Genomic DNA, 16,358 nt, shown 5'->3' on the forward strand with positions numbered 1-16,358 from the left:
GCCGGGGCCCGGGCGGGCCTGGCGGAGGCACGCTCCCGCTCAGGAGGCGTCGTGGTTGACCGAGTCCCGGATGATGTTCTTCGCTGGAGGGATCCCAAGCGCCACCTTTGGCTTCTCGCCCTGGTGGTACCCACGCTGCCCTTCCAGGCAGGTGCGCTGGCAGGGCTGACCGGGCTCAGGGCCTTCTGGTGGTGGGGCCCGTTCTTCGCCTTCGTCCTCCTTCCTGCCGTCGACCACTTCACCGGGCCTGACAGGGCGAACCCGCCCGAGGAAGTGATGCGGCGCCTGGAGGCCGACACCTATTACCGCTGGTGCACCTACCTCTACCTTCCTCTGCAGTTCGGCGCACTCGTGTTCGCGTGCGGTGTGTGGGCCCGCGGCACCATGACCGTCGTCGACTGCCTCGGGCTGACCGCCACCACCGGAGTCGTGGCCGGCGTGGCCATCAACACCGCTCACGAACTCGGGCACAAGCGTGAGCGGCTCGAGCGCCGGCTGAGCCGCATGGCCCTCGCCCAGAGCTGCTACGGGCATTTCTACGTGGAGCACAATCACGGGCATCACATACGGGTCGCCACCCCGGAGGACCCGGCCAGCTCGCGCATGGGAGAAGGCTTCTGGCGTTTCCTGCCGCGTGCGGTTCTGGGCAGCGCCCGTTCGGCCTGGTCTCTGGAGCAGCGCAGGCTGAGCCGACGCGGACGTCGGACGTGGAGCCGGCACAACGACATTCTGACGGCGTGGGCGCTCTCAGTAGCTCTCTTCGGCGCCCTTGTCGCGGCGTTCGGCTGGACGGTTCTGCCCTACCTGATCCTCCAGGCCGTGCTCGGGTTCTGTCTCCTGGAGACCGTCAACTACCTGGAGCACTACGGTCTTTCGCGCCAGCGACGTCCAGACGGTCGCTACGAACGAGTGAGCCCACGGCACAGCTGGAACAGCAACAACACGATCAGCAACCTCCTGCTGTTCCAGCTCCAGCGCCATTCCGACCACCACGCCCATCCCCTGCGCCGCTACCAGACCCTCAGGCACTTCGACGAAGCACCCCAACTGCCTTCTGGATACGCGACGATGATCGTGCTGGCGTGGTTTCCTCCGCTCTGGAGGCGCGTCATGGACAGCCGGCTTCTCACGCACTACGAAGGAGACGCGAGCCGCGCCAATCTGCACCCGGCGGCGCGCGGCAGACTGACCGAACCTCACCGAGGTCCGGCCTCTCCGGGGTCGGCGAGTACCGCGCACGCCGCGCGAGCGACACGCTCCGGGGCGGCTTCCAGCCCGGGTGAGGGCAACAGCATGTGACTGAGGGTCAGCCGCACAACCAGGTCGGCGGCTTCGAGACGCCGAGCCTCGCTCGCCCGGGCCGCTTTGACGCCCAGCCAGGCGGCCATCATGTCCCAAGCCTGGGAGAACACCGGCTCCGGCCGACTGGTCAGGAAGGGAAGCAGGGCATCGGTGCCGCCTCGAGCGGCCGTGACCACCGCGCGGATGAACGGGCTGTCCGCCGCCTCGGCCAGAGCGTGCGCCACACCGGCTTCCAGGGCCGCGGCGAGGTCATCATGCTCTTCGAGCACCTTTGCCACCCCCAGCAGGAATCGCTCCGTCTCCCGGTGCACGAGTGCTCGCCCGATGCCGGCCCGATCACCGAACTCGGCGTAGATGGAGGGGCGTGACACTTCCGCGCGCAAGGCGAGGTCGGCCACTCGGACCCGATCCCACCCGGCCCGGGAGGCAAGCTGCCATGCCTCTTCCAGGACCCGGGCGCGCATCTCCTTTCGCCAGGCCACGCGGGGCGGATCAGGAGGCGGGGAAGGTGTGAGCCGCGCGTGCGGCGACCGCGCGGATCGCATGGCGTCCAGTCTGCTTCACCTTCGCTCGATCCTGCGGGAGCGCCGTCATGGACGGCGGCCCCCCACCCCCTGATGACACCATGCAGCCGGCCCGGCGGGGCTACCCGCCATTCGTGCTCCCGCCGTTCAGGGCGGCGTTCAGGTCCAGCGGTGTGGAGGTCGGGTTGGGCGGCGGGTTGAGGACGACCTGGGGCTGGCCGGGCGCCGGCACCGGCGGGGTCGTGTCGGAGCTGGGGAGTTTGGGCGGGGTGGTCTGGTTGAAGACCGTGGTGTCGAAGTCGACGAGGCCGGTCTTCTCCATCACGGTGATGTGGTCGAGGACCGTGTTGTTAGCCTGATCGGCCAGAGCGCGGATCAGCGTGTTCTTGGTGGTCGAGCGGACCTTGGCGATCGCGTTGAAGATCGAGCCGTGGGTCATCCGCAGGATGTTGGCGAAGTCGGTGTCGAACTGCTTCCCCGACTCCGACTTCAGCTGGGTGACAAAACCTTCCTGCTGGGGGCTCGCCACGTTGGGCAGCGTGATGTTCAGCATCGGTGCGATCTTGCGGCAGCTGGTGTCCAGGGCGGCGTGCCCGTCCACGAGGTGCTGGCTGGCGGTCTTGACGGCCTTGCTCTGTCCCTTCTGCAGGCCGATCAGGCCGAGCGGGTGCTCCCACAGGCCGGCCGCGCGCACCTTGACCACGAAGTCCCGCTCTCCTTCCGTCAGCGGTCCCCACTGTGTGTTGGCGATGATCCGGTCGTTCGAGGTCGACACCGTGCTGATGCCGAGCATCGCCGGGTAGGCGAGAGCCGCCAGGGTCAGCGTGAGAGCACCGCCCACGAAGAGTGTTCCGATCACATTGCCCGAACGCTGCACCGTTCCTCCTGCCCGTCGGCTTCTCGCCGATCTGTCGTCGCCTGGTCGGGGCGGCCGAAGAACAGTACGCACGGGGAGCCGTTTGGACTCAGCGCACCGGGTGAAAAAATTCATGGGCGGCCAACGCGGCCAACGCGGCCGCCGCGCGCCGAGGGCGGTGTCGGGGGGACAACGCGTCCGCGCGACGGCTGCGCGGCGCGCAGGGGGGCGGCGCGCAGGGGGGCGGCGACGATCGTCCGAAACGATCTCCTCCTCCGCTCGCCCCCAACTAGGCTCGTCCGTATGGAGATTCTGGGAGCCACGCTGCGCGTCTGCGTCGACGACCTGGAGACTGCGGTCCCCTTCTACGAACGGCTCGCGGGCGGCAGAGCCCTCCGCTTCGAGCGCGGCGGGGTGTCGGTCGCCGCGATCGGCTGCTTCCTGCTGATGAGCGGGCCCGAGTCCGAACTCGACATGCTGCGCAAGGTCGCGGCGACCATCGCCGTCAAGGACGTCGAGGAGACCGGTCGGGTCCTCACCGACCTCGGTGCCCGCGTGGTCGCGGGCCCGGTGGAGACACCCGGCGGCCGCAACCTGATCGCCGTGCACCCGGACGGGTCGGTGTACGAGTACGCGGACCGCCGCGTCTGAACCGCGCCGGGTTCGGGTGCTCCGCCGTGCGGCGGAGCACCCGAGACCGTGGCCCGGCGGACTCGGGCTCCGGACGGCGTTGGACTCGGGCTGCGGACGGCGGCGGACTCAGGTGGCGGACGGCGGACGCATGCGGAAGTCGTAGCGCGCGGGCAGCGGCTCGTCGCTGAGCCGGGACCACAGACGCCCGATGGTCTCCGCGCCCTCGCGCAGGTCGGCGACCTCGAAGCCCGCGTCGAAGACCGCCCGCGCGTCCTCGCGACGGCCCTCGGCGAGCAGCAGTTCGGCCTCGACGAGACGGAACCGGCCGCGGTCCCGGGTCGCCGGGCGCAGCCGTTCCCACACGGCACGCGCGTCCGCGGGCCGGCCGGCCGTCAGCAGCGCCTCGATGGCCTCGCGGCCGAGCGCGGCGGTCGCCGCGGTCCACCGTTCCCCGTCGTCGCGCCGCTCCCGGCACAGATCGTCGAAGGCCTCGGCATAACGGTCGGCGGCGCGCTCGTGGTTGCCGGCCTCCTGGTCGGCGACAGCGAGGCAGCGCAGCAACGGCCACAGGGACGGGGCGAGTCCGAGCGCGCGCTCCCAACTGCGCACGGCCTGGGCGACATCACCGGCATGCCACTGGGCCACTCCGAGGTGGTACTCGGCGATCGGTACGGCCGGTGCCGTCTCCAGCATGTCGCGCCAGTGCGACGCCACCAGGGTCTCGCCGGGCGGTCCGACCCGCCGGGGCTCCGGGAACGCGCCGGACCGCAGCAGTTCCCGCCACGGCGCCTGGTCGTCGCCGAGCGTGCTCTCGTCGAAGGGCGTACCGGGCAGCTTGTGGGCGGCTCGCAGCACTTCGAGTGCTCCCCAGCCGGATCCGACGGCGAGCACCTCGCCGGGATCCGTGTCGGCGTACGGCAGCCAGGCGGCGTACGCGGCGTCGACCGCGTCCCGGGAGAGCGCGCTCTCCAGCCTGCCCTCGACGTCCGCCCGCGCGGCCTCCCAGTCCGCCCCGTGCGCCGTCTCCGCGTTCACGGACAACGGCCCGTACGCCTCCAGCCAGGAGACCTCGCTCTCGGCTTCGAGCCGTACGTGTTCGAGCTGCGTGCGGGCGAGCCCGGCCTGTATCTCGCAGTACCCGCCGGTTCCCGGCTCGGTGAGCCACTCCTGCCAGCGCCGCCCTCCGGGCCCCGAGCCCCAGACGAACAGCTTGCGCCCGCGCAGGGCATCGGTCGACGTCTGGACCAGCCCCTCGCCCGTGGCGTCGATCGCGGCGATCCAGCGGCGCCGCCCGTCGGGTACCTCGTAGAAGTAGTCGGCGGGGAACGTGCTGCTCAGCGGATACGTGCGGTCGATCCCGTCGTACGTCGGCACGGGCACCCGGCGCAGCCGCCGCTCGTAGCCGAAGTGCCACGCTTCCTGAGCCGGGGCGAGCACCCTGCGCTCCTCGGGGACCGCGATGTTGGACCACCAGTACAGCGGGGCGGGCTTCTCGTGGGGATTGCGGACGCGCACGCCGATGTACAGGAAGTCGGAGCCGTCCGGCAGCCACAGGTCGACCTGGAAGGGGAGGTCGCGCAGCCGTTCCCACTCCCACAGGCGCAGCATCTCGCCGCCGTCGGGGGCGGGAACGCGGGCGGCGTGGACGGGTGAGCACGACAGGGTGGTGTGCCCGGTGGCGCCGATGTTCCACTCGATGCCGCCGGAGAACCAGGCACCGTTGAGGGCGAAGCAGGCCGGCTGGAGCACCGGGTTGCTGTAGAGGAGTTCCGTCGCGGTCGGTTTGTGGAAGAGTGAGACGATACGGCCGCCGAAGCCGGGCAGCACGGTGGCGCGCAGCCGGTCGTTCTCGATCACGATCGTGTCGAGTTCGCGGTTCGGGCGCTCCCGTTCGTAGCCGTCCCGGATGCGTTCCGGCAGCACGCTGCGCAGCGGCTCGTACCCGATCTGCCGCGCCATGTCGCGCGGCAGGCCGACGCGGTCGCGGTCGTCGATGGTGTGCATCTCGTCGAGGGTCCGCAGGGGCGGCAGCGGGTTGTTCGGGCCCAACTCCGCCGCCGGGAGGTTCAGTACGTCACGTCGGATCGTCGTCACGATGACCATGGAACATGCTGATCGGCCTGCTGACCAGGGTCTCCGCTCGTCAGAATCGGGTCAGGATTCCGCAAAGGCGGCGACGATCAGGTCCGCGAGGAGCGCGCCCGCGGTCCCGTCGGGGTCCAGGTCGGGGTCGTAGATCGTGACGTTGAGGCCGACGCAGTGCGGCGAGCGGACCAACGGGCGTAGCAGCGCGAGGAGTTCGTCGGGCAGCAGGCCGTCCGGGTCCGGGCTGTCCACGGCGGGCATCACGGCCGGATCGAGCGAGTCGGCGTCGAGGTGCACCCAGAAGCCGTCCAGGTGCGGGAGTTCGAGGGTGCCCAGGGTGGCCCGGGCGATCGCGTCCGCGCCCCAGGTGCGCAGCTCGCCGACGGTCGTCGTGGGGATCTTCAGCGACGCGAGTTCGTCGCGATCGGTGTCGTAGTCACGGATGCCGAAGAGCCGTAGGTCCTCGTCCCGCAGATAGGGCTTGAGCCCTTCGATGTCGGACAGGTCGTCCTGGCCACGGCCGGTGGCGATCGCGAGTTCCTCGCCGCCGGCCGCCCCGATGCGGTCGGAGTTCCCGGCGTGCCGGAAGTCGGCCGAACCGTCGATGGCGGCCAGCCCGAACCGGCCGATGCGGCGCAGGGCGAGGGACGCGCCGAGCTGGATGGAGCAGTCGCCGCCGAGGACGACGGGGAGGTCACCGACGCGGACATGGCGTTCGACGCGATCGGCGAGCGCACGGGTGTACGTGGCGATGGCCGCCGCGTTGAAGACGCCGTCGCCTTCCTGCCAGTCGCCCCGGTCGTAACGCGGCGGTACGACCACTCCGCCCTCCAGCGCACCGAGCCTCTGCACGATCCGCTGCTCGCGGAGCGCGCCGGCCAGTTTGTAGCAGCCGGGGACGGTGCCGGGCGCGGGCGGGCGCAGGCCGAGGTTGGAGGGGGCGTCCAGCACGACGATGTTCCGCATGGATGCATCCTCACCCGGGCGGACCACCTCGGGGAAGGGCGCCGCGGGAAGCCCGGGGCCCGAGGGAGACGCCCTCACCGGGAGGGTACTGACCCGCCCGGTCGTCCGCGGGGCGCGACCATCTCCGCGGTGATCGCCCAGCGCTCGTGGTCCCGCCAGGCGCCGTCGAGGTGGATGAAGTCCGGCGAGAAGCCTTCGAGCCGGAAGCCGCAGCGCCGGGCGAGCGCGATCGACCCCGTGTTGCCGGGCTGCGCGTTGATCTCCAGCCGGTGCAGCCCCATCCGCCCGAAGGCGTACCGCACGACGAGGTCGAGCGCCTCGGTCATCAGCCCGCGTCCGGCGGCATGCGCGAAGGCGCCGTAGCCGAGGGCTCCGCACAGGAAGCCGCCCCCGACGATGTTGTTGATGTTGATGAAACCGGCGATTCCCCCGCCGTCCCGTTCGCAGACGAGGAACCCCGCCTTGGTCGGGTCCTCGATGAGCCGCCCCGCGTAGACGGCGTAGCCGTCGGCGCTGCCCGGAGGGAAGAGCCACGGCTGGTGCAGGCTCTTGCTCTCCCTGGCCCGTGCGGTGAACTCCGCACCGTCATCCCGGGTGAAGTGCCGGATGCCCACGCGAGGACCCTCGGCGAGATATCCGGCGTTCTCAGGCATCCCGTCACCCTACGCGGGCGCCTTCAGCGCCTGCGCCTCATGGCGTACGCACCGCACAGCGCCCCGATCAGTCCGGTGGCGAGCAGCGCCATCCACAGCGGCATGGTCACCTCGGGGACGAGCAGCCGGATCTTGGTGCTCCGGGTGTTCTCGAAGACGAAGATCAGAGCGAGGACGGCCAGCAGGGCCACGGTGACCCTGACCGGCGTCAGCAGCCCTTCGCGGGGGCTGCTCTCGCCGCCGCTCGCACCGACGCTCTCGGAGGTCTTCGGACTCATGCGCCCAGCATGATCCGGAAGGCGCCGGCACGCGCGGCGGAGCATCCTCCCGGGTGACTGCCCGCCGGGACGTCCGGCCCCCCGGACCGGCGACCGGCGCGCGGTCACGTCAGACCGACGCCCCGTCCACGACGGCAGGCCGGCGCGGGGCGCGACCGGGACATCAGGCCCGAGCGGGGGCGCGACCACGGCGTCAGACCCGAGCGGGGGCGCGACCGCTAGGGCAGGCCCGAGCTGGGCGCGACGCGGCGTCAGGCCAGCGCGGGCTCGTCCAGTGTCAGGGTCCCCGCGTCCGCGTCGAGTTCCGCCCGGAGACCGAAGGGCATCGTCAGCGCCCCCTCGGCGTGCCCGAACCCGAAGTGCTCGACGACCGGCACACCGAGCCCACCGAGCCGGTCGGCGAACACGGCGCGCAGCCCCTCGTACGGTCCGCAGTCCACCCACGAGCCGAGCGCGACCCCGGCCACCCCGTCGAGCCAGCCGGCGCGCAGCAGTTGCGTCAGGATCCGGTCCAGCCGGTAGGCCTCCTCGCCGATGTCCTCGATCAGGAGCAGTCCGCCCCGGGCGGACGTACGGGCGTGCGGTGTGCCGAGGTCCGCGGCCAGCAGACTCGCGCAGCCGCCGAGCGTGACACCGCGGGCCTTCCCGGGGACCAGCGCGACGGCTTCGACGGAGGCGATGGTCCGTACCGACTCGGGTTCGAGGAGAGTCGCCCGCAGATGGTCCTGCGCCCGGGTGTTCTTCAGGAAGTCGACGGCCGCGACCATCGGCCCGTGCAGGGTCGCGAGCCCCACCCGCGTCGCGAACGCCTCGTGCAGTGCGGTGATGTCGCTGAACCCGAGGAAGACCTTGGGGCCGGCCGCCCGGACGGCGTCCCAGTCGAGCAGGTCGACCATGCGCTGAGCGCCGTACCCACCGCGGGCGCACAGCACGGCCGCCACGTCCGGGTCGCACCACGCCGCCTGGAAGTCGGCCGCCCGGTCGGCGTCCTTCCCGGCCAGGTAACCGAACTCGCCGTGCCGGTCCAGGACGTGGGGGGCCACGACCGGGTCGAGGTCCCAGCCGCGGAGGATGTCGAGGCCGGTCTCCAGCCGTTCCTCGGGGACGGGCCCGCTGGGCGCGACGACGGCGACCCGGGCCCCGGGGGCGAGCCGCGCGGGCCGGGTCAAGGGGGTGATCGCTGCGGTCGTTCGGGTCACTCGTACTGCTCCCGTTCCTGGTGGTTCTTCCGGTCGCCCTCGTCTCGCGCCCGGGTTCGTGAAGGGTTCCGCCCGGTCCGGTCCCTGGCGGGCGGCGGCTTCATCCGGACAGCTCCAGCTTGGGGATCCCGGGCGGGTTCAGCCCGAAGACCTGCGCGTACAGGGAGAGTTCGGACTCCAGTGCCCGCACCATCGTCTCGGCGCGCCGGAAGCCGTGCCCCTCCCCCTCGAAGGTGATGTAGGCGTGCGGGGCTTGGCGGTCCTGTTCCTCCAGCACGGCCAGGAAGCGTTCGCACTGCACGGGCGGACAGACGGTGTCGTCGAGTCCCTGGAGCAGCAGGAAGGGTGCGGTGATGCCGTCGGCGTGTGTGGAGGGCGACCGCTCCAGATACCGCCCCGGCACCTCGGCGATCGGACCGACCAGCGACTCCAGGTACCGCGACTCGAAGTCGTGGGTCTCGCCCGAGGCCCATTCGCTCAGGTCGAGGACGGGATAGAGGATCGTGCCGCAGGCGTAGACGTCGGTGGTGGCCAGCGAGGCGGCGCTGGTCCAGCCGCCCGCGCTGCCGCCGCGGATCGCGAGTCGGCGCGGGTCGGCGGTGCCCTCGTCGGCGAGCGCGAGCGCCACGGCCGCGCAGTCCTCGACGTCGACGACACCCCACTGTTCGCGCAGCCGGTTGCGGTACTCCCGTCCGTGGCCGCTCGATCCGCCGTAGTTGACCTCGGCCACGCCGATGCCGCGCGAGGTGAAGTAGGCGATCCCCAGGTCGAGGACGAGGGGCGAGCGGCCGGTGGGGCCGCCGTGCACCCATACGACGTACGGCGGGAGTTCGTCGCCGCGCGCTACGTGGTCGGGGTGGTGCGGCGGGTAGATGTGCGCGTGGATCTCGCGTCCGTCGGGGCCGGTGAAGGCGCGGATCTGGGGCTCCGGGTAGTACGCGGGGTCGACCGGGTCGTCGTGCGCGGCGCCGATCACCCGGGCCCGCCCGGTGCTGGCGTCCAGCTCGACGACCTCGGGGGCGCTGCGGGGGCTGGCGCCGACACCCACGACCCTGCTGCCGTGCACCGCGAGCGTCGGCGCGAACTCGGTCCAGGGGCCGGCCGTGTCGACGAGCTCGCCGGTCTCCGGGTCGAGTATCCCGAGCGCGGTGGCGCCCCGTCCGTGCACGACGGCGACCAGGCCGGTCTCCAGGGGCGCGAACCAGCGGTATCCGACCTTCCAGAGGGGGCCGCCGAACTCCTCCTCGCGCGGACAGACGGCGATCGCCTCGCCGTCCGCGCCGAGACGGTGGAGGTTCCACCAGCCGGTGCGGTCGCTGACGTAGAGCAGAGTGCCGTCGGCCGCCCAGTCGGCCTGGACGACGGACTCCTCCGGGCCCCCCGCGACGGGCCGCGGGCGGGACAGAGTGCCGTCCTCGGTGACGTCCGCGAGGATCACCTCGGTGCCGTCCCACGGCATCCGCGGGTGGTCCCAGGCGAGCCAGGCCGCCTGCCGGCCGTCGGGCGAGAGCCGGGGTCCGGTGACGAACCGGTGCCGCCCGTCGGACAGTTCCCGCACGGCGTCCCGGTCGTAGGCCGCCGTTCCGTCCAGCGGCACCGCGACGACGGCCCGGCGCAGATCGCTGGGTCCGTCCCCGGTGAACTCCTCCATGACGCACCACACTTCGCCCCGCTCCACCCGGATCTGCGGGTCGACCCAGCGCAGTCCGCCGCCCACCGGCGAGAGGGGGGTCAGCGGGAGCGGTTCCCCGCCGGGTTCGCAGTGGTAGAGGCGCTGGTCGGCGAAGTTCACGAACACGAACAGCGGGCCTTCGGGGCGCATGACTCCCGCCCAGGGGTGACCGCCGTACTCGATGACGCGACTGCGCACGTTCCAGGGGGTCGGGAGCAGCGGCTCCTCGGTGCCGTCCGCCTTCCGCCGGACCAGCGTGCGCCGTCCGCCCTCGGTCGGCCGCGGCTCGGTCCACCAGGCCTCGTCGCCGACGAAACCGACGAACTCGGGATGTCCGTCGTGCGCGGCGGCGAGCGCCGCGTCGATGGGTGAGGGCCATGAACCGTATGACAAGGTCTGCATCTCGTCCCCTCTAGGCCGTGCGCAGAAAGCGGTCGAGAACGCGGACGCCGAAGTGGAGCGCCTCGACCGGTACGCGCTCGTCGACTCCGTGGAACAGTGCCTGGTAGTCGAAGCCCTCGGGGAGCTTCAGCGGTGCGAAGCCGTATCCGGTGATGCCGAGCCGGGAGAACTGCTTGGCGTCCGTGCCGCCCGACATGCAGTACGGGACCACATGGCCCTCGGGCGCGAACTCCTCCACGGCCGCCCGCATCCGCGCGTACGTCGGCGAGTCCAGGGGTGCCTGGAGGGCCACTTCGTGGTGGTGGAACTCCCACTCCACGTCGGGCCCGGTGAGCCGGTCCATCGTCGTGCGGAACTCGTCCTCGCCGCCGGGAAGATAGCGGCCGTCCACGTACGCGACGGCTTCTCCCGGGATCACGTTGACCTTGTAACCGGCGCTCAGCATGGTCGGGTTGGCGCTGTTACGGACCGTCGGCTCGACGAGTGCGGCGGCCGGGCCGAGCTTGCGCAGGAGGGCGTCCACGTCGTCCAGGCCGCCGTCCACGCCGTACAGGGCGGCGAGTTCGGTCAGGGCGGCCCGCACGGTCGGGGTGATGCGCAACGGCCACTCGTGGGCGCCGATGCGGGTGATCGCGGCGGCGAGGCGGGTCACCGCGTTGCTCCGGTTCACCTTGGAGCCGTGTCCCGCCCGGCCCCGGGCGGTGAGCTTGAGCCAGCCGGTGCCGCGCTCTCCCGCGGCGATCGGATACAGTTGCCGGCCGCTGCCGTCGTGGAAGGTGAACGCCCCCGACTCGCTGATGCCCTCGGTGCAGCCCTCGAAGAGTCCGGGGTGCTCGTCGGCGAGGAAGCCCGAGCCGTCCTCGGCGCTCGCCTCCTCGTCGGCGGTGAAGGCGATCACCAGGTCACGCCGGGGCCGCACCCCCTCGCGCGCCCAGGCTCGGACGACAGAGAGGATCATCGCGTCCATGTTCTTCATGTCGACCGCGCCCCGCCCCCAGACGACGCCGTCGCGGATCTCCCCGGAGAACGGGTGGACGCTCCAGTCCTCGGCCTGCGCGGGCACCACGTCCAGATGACCGTGGACGAGCAGCGCGTCGGCGGACGGGTCGGTGCCCTCCAGGCGGGCGACGACGTTCGTACGTCCCTTGGTGCGCTCCAGGAGTGTCGGTTCGAGGCCCGCCTCGGCCAGCCGCGCGGCGGCGTACTCGGCGGCCGGGCGCTCCTGGCAGTCCCCGCCGCCCCTGTTCGTGGTGTCGATCCGGATGAGGTCGGAGGTGAACCGAACGACCTCGTCGAGTGCCCGTGCGTCAGCCATACTGCTCCTCCACCGCGGCCGAGACGATCGTGGTGACCGCCTTGAAGGTCCGAATCCCCTCGTACATGGTGCCGCTGGTGTACGCGATCTTCCGCTCGCCGACGCGGCCGACACCCGGCACGACGGTGGCGGCCATCGCCAGGTGCTCGGCGTCGAACTCCAGAGCGATGGTGAACGGGCCGGCGACGACCGGCTCGTGCCGCACCGCGAGCGCCGCCGCCTCCTTGGCCGCGGCCCGGATGTCCGCGGCGGTCCTGGCCGGTGTGCGGCACACGGCCGCGTACCGCGAGACGTGGTCCTTCACGGCGACCTTCAGCGCCTCGGACGCGTACCCGAGGGCGTCCTCGCACGCCACGTCGTCGCCGGTCACCAGCACGACCGGCACTCCGTACTCGGCGACGACATGGGCGTTGAGCAGGCCCTCACTGGCCCGCACGTCGTTGATCCACACCCCGGTGATGGAGTTCGCGAGGTAGGTGTGCGCGAGGACGCCCTCCATGCCCGCACCCGCGTGATAGCCGACGAACGCGATGCCGTCCACGTCGTCGTGCTGCACGCCCTCGACCATGGAGAGCGACTTGTGCCGCCCGGTGAGCATCTCCGCTCTCTCGTCGAGCCTCTCCAGCAGCAGGTTCCGCATGGTCCAATGGGCCTCGTTGATCAGCACCTCGTCGGCGCCGCCGTCGAAGAAGCCGAGCACCGCGGCGTTCACGTCCGAGGTGAACATCGCGCGGCACCGCTCCCACTGCGGAGTCCCCGGCAGCACGTCGGCCGGCCAGGTCACACCAGTGGCGCCTTCCATGTCGGCGCTGATGAGGATCTTCATGCCCGAAACCGTACGCGCTTCGGCCCGGGCCCGGCAGAGCCTGTGGACAACTCTCACCGGTCCAGACCACTGGTGTCACCCGGAGCGGCCCGCCACCAGCCATTTCGACGGAAGTTCGATCCGCGTGCCGTCGGGCAGGTGCTCGGTCGTGACGAGCGGGAGATCGCCGCTCGCGAGGACCGTGAGGCCCGCCGCGCGCAAGTACTCGGGGACCGCCGCGTCCGCGACCTCGCCCGGGGCGAGGCCGTGCCGGAACACCGGGGCCAGCTTGGCCGGAGGGCCGTCCGGGCTCTGGGCCAGCCCCCGCAGGAGTGCGCCGGCGGCCTCGGCGAGCTCGACCAGGAAGACCCGGCCACGCTCCCCCGCCAGAGTGGCCAGACCGTCCGCCAGCAGCTGCCGGTCGTCCGTCTCGGCCTGATGGAGCACACCCCGCATATAGACGTTGGCGTCGCCGAGCTCAGCGTGCAGCGCCTCGGCCTCGGTCTTGTCCGCCGCGTCGAGCAGCCGGTACCGGGCCCGGCCCGCCGGGTCGGCGCCCTGGGCGAGGTCGAGCGCGGCGGGGGCGAGGTCGGTGCCGACGACCCGCGGGAATCGGTCGGCGAGGAAGCGGGTCTGGGTGCCGTTGCCGCAGCCGAGGTCCACGAAGGGCAGGTCGTGGGCCGCCAAGTACGGTTCGAAGAGGCCGAGATGGACCCCGACCGTGAGCGCGGGCTCGGCGTCCCAGAAGACCTCGCCCTGCTCTCCGGGGGCCTCGCGCCAGAAGCCCTCCCAGGCTCCCCTGTACCGACTGCTCACGCTCATGCCCGCTCCCGGGGTCGCGACCGCGCCCGCCGGGACCTGGCGGGCCTGATCGGTCTATCGCGCCCGACGCGCGGCGACAAGCGGACAGGGCATTCCTTCACCCCTCATTCGAAGCCCGTACGTCGTCGCACGTCGGGTTTCGAAGCCCGTACGCCCTCGCACGTCGAGCCCGACCCATGCTCAAGCCCGCCCCGTGCCGCGCGGACGTCACGCGAACGGATCAGCCTCGCGGGAGTGTCAGTTCGAACCACACGGTCTTGCCCGCGCCGGTCCGACTGGCGCCCCACTCACGGGACAGCGCGCTGACGAGTCGCAGGCCGCGTCCGAACTCGTCGCCGGGACCCGCGCTCAGCAGTGTCGGGAGTGTCTGGTCGTCGTCGTCCACCTCGCACAGCAGGGTGTCGCCGCGAACGAGTCGCAGCTCGATCCGGCGGCTGTGCGCGTGCCGTACGGCGTTGGTGACGAGCTCGCCGACCATCAGTTCGGCGTTGTCGGCGAGCCCGGTGAGGCCCCACTCCCGCAGCTGTTCGCGGACCACGGCGCGCGCCCGGCCGGCCTCGATCGGGTCGAGCGCGAGGCGCCATACGGCGACGTCCTCGGGTTCGATTCCGTTGAGCCGGGCCATCAGCAGCGCGACATCGTCCTTGCGCCCGCCGCGGGTGTTGAGCGCGCGGATGATGGTGTCGCAGGCCTGGTCCATGGAGGCGGCCGGGTGGGCGGCGGATTCACAGAGGGTGGCGAGGCCGACACCGATGTCCTCGCCGCGCACCTCGACGAGCCCGTCGGTGCACATCACGAGCCGGTCGCCGGAGGCCACCGGCACGCGGACCGCCTCGAAGGGAACCCCGCCGACCCCGATGGGCGCGCCGGTCGGCAGTTCGAGCAGCTCGCTGCGGCCGTCCTCGGCGCGGACCAGGACCGGCGGGATGTGGCCCGCGTTGGCGATGTGCAGCTCGCCGCCGATCGGGTCGTAGACGGCGTACAGGCAGGTCGCGAGATAGTTGTCGCCGAGGCGCTGGGCGAGGTCGTCGAGGTTGCGCAGGAGCTGGGCGGGCGGCAGGTCGAGCGCGGCCATCGTCTGCACGGCGGTGCGCAACTGGCCCATCATCGCGGCGGAGTTGAGGCCGTGGCCCATGACGTCGCCGACCACCAGGGCGGTGCGCGAGCCGGGCAGCTTCACCGAGTCGAACCAGTCGCCGCCGACCCGTCCGAGGAGCGTGCCCGGCAGATAGCGGGTGGCGATGTCGCAGCCGGCCATGCGGGGCGCGATGGTCGGCAGCATGCTGTCCTGGAGGGTCTCGGCGACGCTCTCCTGGTAGGTGTACATGCGCGCATTGTCCAGCACCAGACCGGCGCGGGCGGCCAGTTCGGCGCCGGTGACGCGGTCCATGTCGTTGAACTCGACGCGCTCCGGGTGACGCAGCAGGATCATGAACCCGAGCACCACATTGCGGGCCTTGAGCGGCACGACCAGCATCGAGCGGTGGGTGATGAGCGGCCTGATGTCGCGCTTCTCGAACTGCGCGGCGATCATGTGCCCCATCTGCTCGCTGATACGCGGCACGAGGACGGGCTCACCGGTGGTCATGCACTGGAAGAACGGCGTGTGCGCCGGGAAGGGCATCGCCTCGCCGACCGGCACGACGTCGTCCCAGCGGCCCGGCTCGTCCGTGTGCTCCAGGGCGACCCGGTGCCACATGGTGGTGGTGTCGGGCACGCCGTCGGGGAAGCCCTCGCCGGCGACGACCTGCTCGCGCAGGTAGGTGCCCGCCACATCCGTGAAGCGCGGCACGACGGCCCGGCTGACCTCCAGGATGGTCTGCGACAGGTCGAGGGAGGTTCCGATGCGCCCGCTGACCTCGTTCAGGAACTCCAGGCGCTCGCGCACCGCGACGTACTCGAGGTCCTCGGCCTCGTCCGCGACGCCCCGCGCCAGGGGCACGCCGGAGACGGCCGCCCGGGCCGCCCGCTCACGGCGCGCCATGCGTTCGGCACGCCGGGGCACGCCCCAGTCCGGGGTGACGGGCACCCGGTCGTTCTGGCTGAACTCCAGGACGGGATAGCCCAGTTCCAGGACCTGCGAGACGATGCGGGCGCTCTCGCCGACGCTCATGCTGGGCAGGATCTCGGGGAGTCGGCGGGCCAGCTCCTCGGCGCCGGGGAAGTCGGTGTGCAGCGCGAACCCGGGCGCGATGCGCTCGAAGGAGACGTCGTCGTCCTCGCGGCGCAGGGTGGTGGCGTCGGCGGCGAGCACGAGCAGCCGCTCCCGGCCGGGACCCACCAGCGGGTAGGCCCACCACAGGACGTCGATCCGGTCGGGACCCGCGGCGGTGAGCCGGGCGCGTCCGGCGGCCGGGTAGGAGATCCTCCCGTCCAGGGACGATTCCAGGCCGGGTCCGAGGCCGTCGTAGGCCGCGTAGCTCCCGAAGGGGGCCGCGTCATCGGGCAGCGCGCCGGAGACGGGGAGCAGGTCGGCGACGGGACGTCCCAGCGCCTCCTCCTTGGGGGCGCCGAACAGACGCCTCGCGCCGCTGCTCCAGTGCGAGACGAGCCCGTCGCGGTCCACGACCACCACGGCCAGCGGGATGCGACCGGCGGCGTGCTCCGCCGCGCCGTCCGCAGCTCCGCGGCCGGGAGCTGCGCCGACTTCGGTGCCACGGTCCATGGCCCAGGCCCTCTCTCCCCACGGCTCCGCAAGATCTGTGCCGCCTCCACTACCGTACGGCGGCGGCCTGTCGCGATGTGTGGCAATAGGTGAATTGACCTCCGCGGGGGCGGCTCCGGCGCGCGGCGCGCCCCTCGACGCCCGGCGGCTCCGGACCGCCCGGCCCGCGCGCCCGGCCCGC

The 16,358-nt window shown here is 72.0% G+C and carries 14 protein-coding genes; 2 read left to right on the top strand and 12 right to left on the bottom strand.

The features are described from left to right. Positions 1–51: 51 nt before the first annotated feature. On the top strand, positions 52–1,299 hold the full coding sequence (locus ACFWBT_RS15000; RefSeq protein WP_385699861.1) for an alkane 1-monooxygenase: 1,248 nt from the start codon (positions 52–54) through the stop codon (positions 1,297–1,299). Here ACFWBT_RS15000 and ACFWBT_RS15005 read toward each other — a convergent pair. Together ACFWBT_RS15005 and ACFWBT_RS15010 are read right to left on the bottom strand one after the other, a co-directional pair. After that, positions 1,197–1,766, bottom strand: a complete 570-nt coding sequence (locus ACFWBT_RS15005) for a TetR family transcriptional regulator (protein ID WP_385699864.1) — start codon at positions 1,764–1,766, stop codon at positions 1,197–1,199. The two genes, ACFWBT_RS15000 and ACFWBT_RS15005, sit on opposite strands and share 103 nt — an antisense overlap. A gap of 181 nt (positions 1,767–1,947) precedes the next feature. Continuing rightward, positions 1,948–2,667 carry a DUF4142 domain-containing protein gene (locus tag ACFWBT_RS15010; protein ID WP_385699951.1) on the bottom strand — a complete coding sequence of 240 codons (720 nt, stop codon included), beginning with the start codon at positions 2,665–2,667 and terminating at the stop codon, positions 1,948–1,950. A 318-nt stretch (positions 2,668–2,985) separates the two neighbouring features. Here ACFWBT_RS15010 and ACFWBT_RS15015 point away from each other — a divergent pair, with 318 nt between their 5' ends. Continuing rightward, positions 2,986–3,333 carry a VOC family protein gene (locus ACFWBT_RS15015; RefSeq protein ID WP_385699866.1) on the top strand — a complete coding sequence of 116 codons (348 nt, stop codon included), beginning with the start codon at positions 2,986–2,988 and terminating at the stop codon, positions 3,331–3,333. A gap of 108 nt (positions 3,334–3,441) precedes the next feature. Here the strand turns inward: ACFWBT_RS15015 and ACFWBT_RS15020 are convergent, their stop codons facing one another. The 10 genes from ACFWBT_RS15020 to ACFWBT_RS15065 form a co-directional block, all read right to left on the bottom strand. Then, a complete protein-coding gene (locus ACFWBT_RS15020) occupies positions 3,442–5,418 on the bottom strand; it encodes a DUF5107 domain-containing protein (RefSeq protein ID WP_385699869.1) in 1,977 nt (658 codons plus the stop codon). Positions 5,419–5,469: 51 nt separating this feature from the next. Beyond that, positions 5,470–6,366 (bottom strand): arginase family protein, encoded by an 897-nt coding sequence (locus tag ACFWBT_RS15025; protein WP_385699871.1) that lies wholly within the window; start codon positions 6,364–6,366, stop codon positions 5,470–5,472. 74 nt (positions 6,367–6,440) lie between these two features. After that, a complete protein-coding gene (locus tag ACFWBT_RS15030; protein WP_385699874.1) occupies positions 6,441–7,019 on the bottom strand; it encodes a GNAT family N-acetyltransferase in 579 nt (192 codons plus the stop codon). A gap of 23 nt (positions 7,020–7,042) precedes the next feature. After that, the gene (locus ACFWBT_RS15035) at positions 7,043–7,297 is read right to left on the bottom strand and encodes a DUF1049 domain-containing protein (RefSeq protein ID WP_385699877.1); all 255 of its coding nucleotides are present in this window, start codon (positions 7,295–7,297) and stop codon (positions 7,043–7,045) included. Positions 7,298–7,548: 251 nt separating this feature from the next. Continuing rightward, positions 7,549–8,496, bottom strand: a complete 948-nt coding sequence (locus ACFWBT_RS15040) for an LD-carboxypeptidase (RefSeq protein WP_385699880.1) — start codon at positions 8,494–8,496, stop codon at positions 7,549–7,551. A gap of 100 nt (positions 8,497–8,596) precedes the next feature. After that, complete coding sequence (locus ACFWBT_RS15045; protein WP_385699882.1) at positions 8,597–10,570, bottom strand: LpqB family beta-propeller domain-containing protein; 1,974 nt, start codon at positions 10,568–10,570, stop codon at positions 8,597–8,599. A 10-nt stretch (positions 10,571–10,580) separates the two neighbouring features. After that, positions 10,581–11,885 carry a M20/M25/M40 family metallo-hydrolase gene (locus ACFWBT_RS15050; protein ID WP_385699885.1) on the bottom strand — a complete coding sequence of 435 codons (1,305 nt, stop codon included), beginning with the start codon at positions 11,883–11,885 and terminating at the stop codon, positions 10,581–10,583. Further along, positions 11,878–12,711, bottom strand: coding sequence for a M55 family metallopeptidase (locus tag ACFWBT_RS15055; protein WP_385699887.1), 834 nt, complete (start codon positions 12,709–12,711; stop codon positions 11,878–11,880). Before ACFWBT_RS15055 ends, ACFWBT_RS15050 begins: the two co-directional genes overlap by 8 nt. Positions 12,712–12,786: 75 nt before the next feature. Next, positions 12,787–13,512 carry a class I SAM-dependent methyltransferase gene (locus ACFWBT_RS15060; RefSeq protein WP_385699889.1) on the bottom strand — a complete coding sequence of 242 codons (726 nt, stop codon included), beginning with the start codon at positions 13,510–13,512 and terminating at the stop codon, positions 12,787–12,789. 220 nt (positions 13,513–13,732) lie between these two features. Then, the gene (locus ACFWBT_RS15065; protein ID WP_385699891.1) at positions 13,733–16,177 is read right to left on the bottom strand and encodes a SpoIIE family protein phosphatase; all 2,445 of its coding nucleotides are present in this window, start codon (positions 16,175–16,177) and stop codon (positions 13,733–13,735) included. Positions 16,178–16,358: the final 181 nt, after the last annotated feature.

It is taken from the genome of Streptomyces sp. NPDC060027 (assembly GCF_042737005.1).
In the GTDB taxonomy this organism is placed as follows: Bacteria; Actinomycetota; Actinomycetes; order Streptomycetales; family Streptomycetaceae; genus Streptomyces.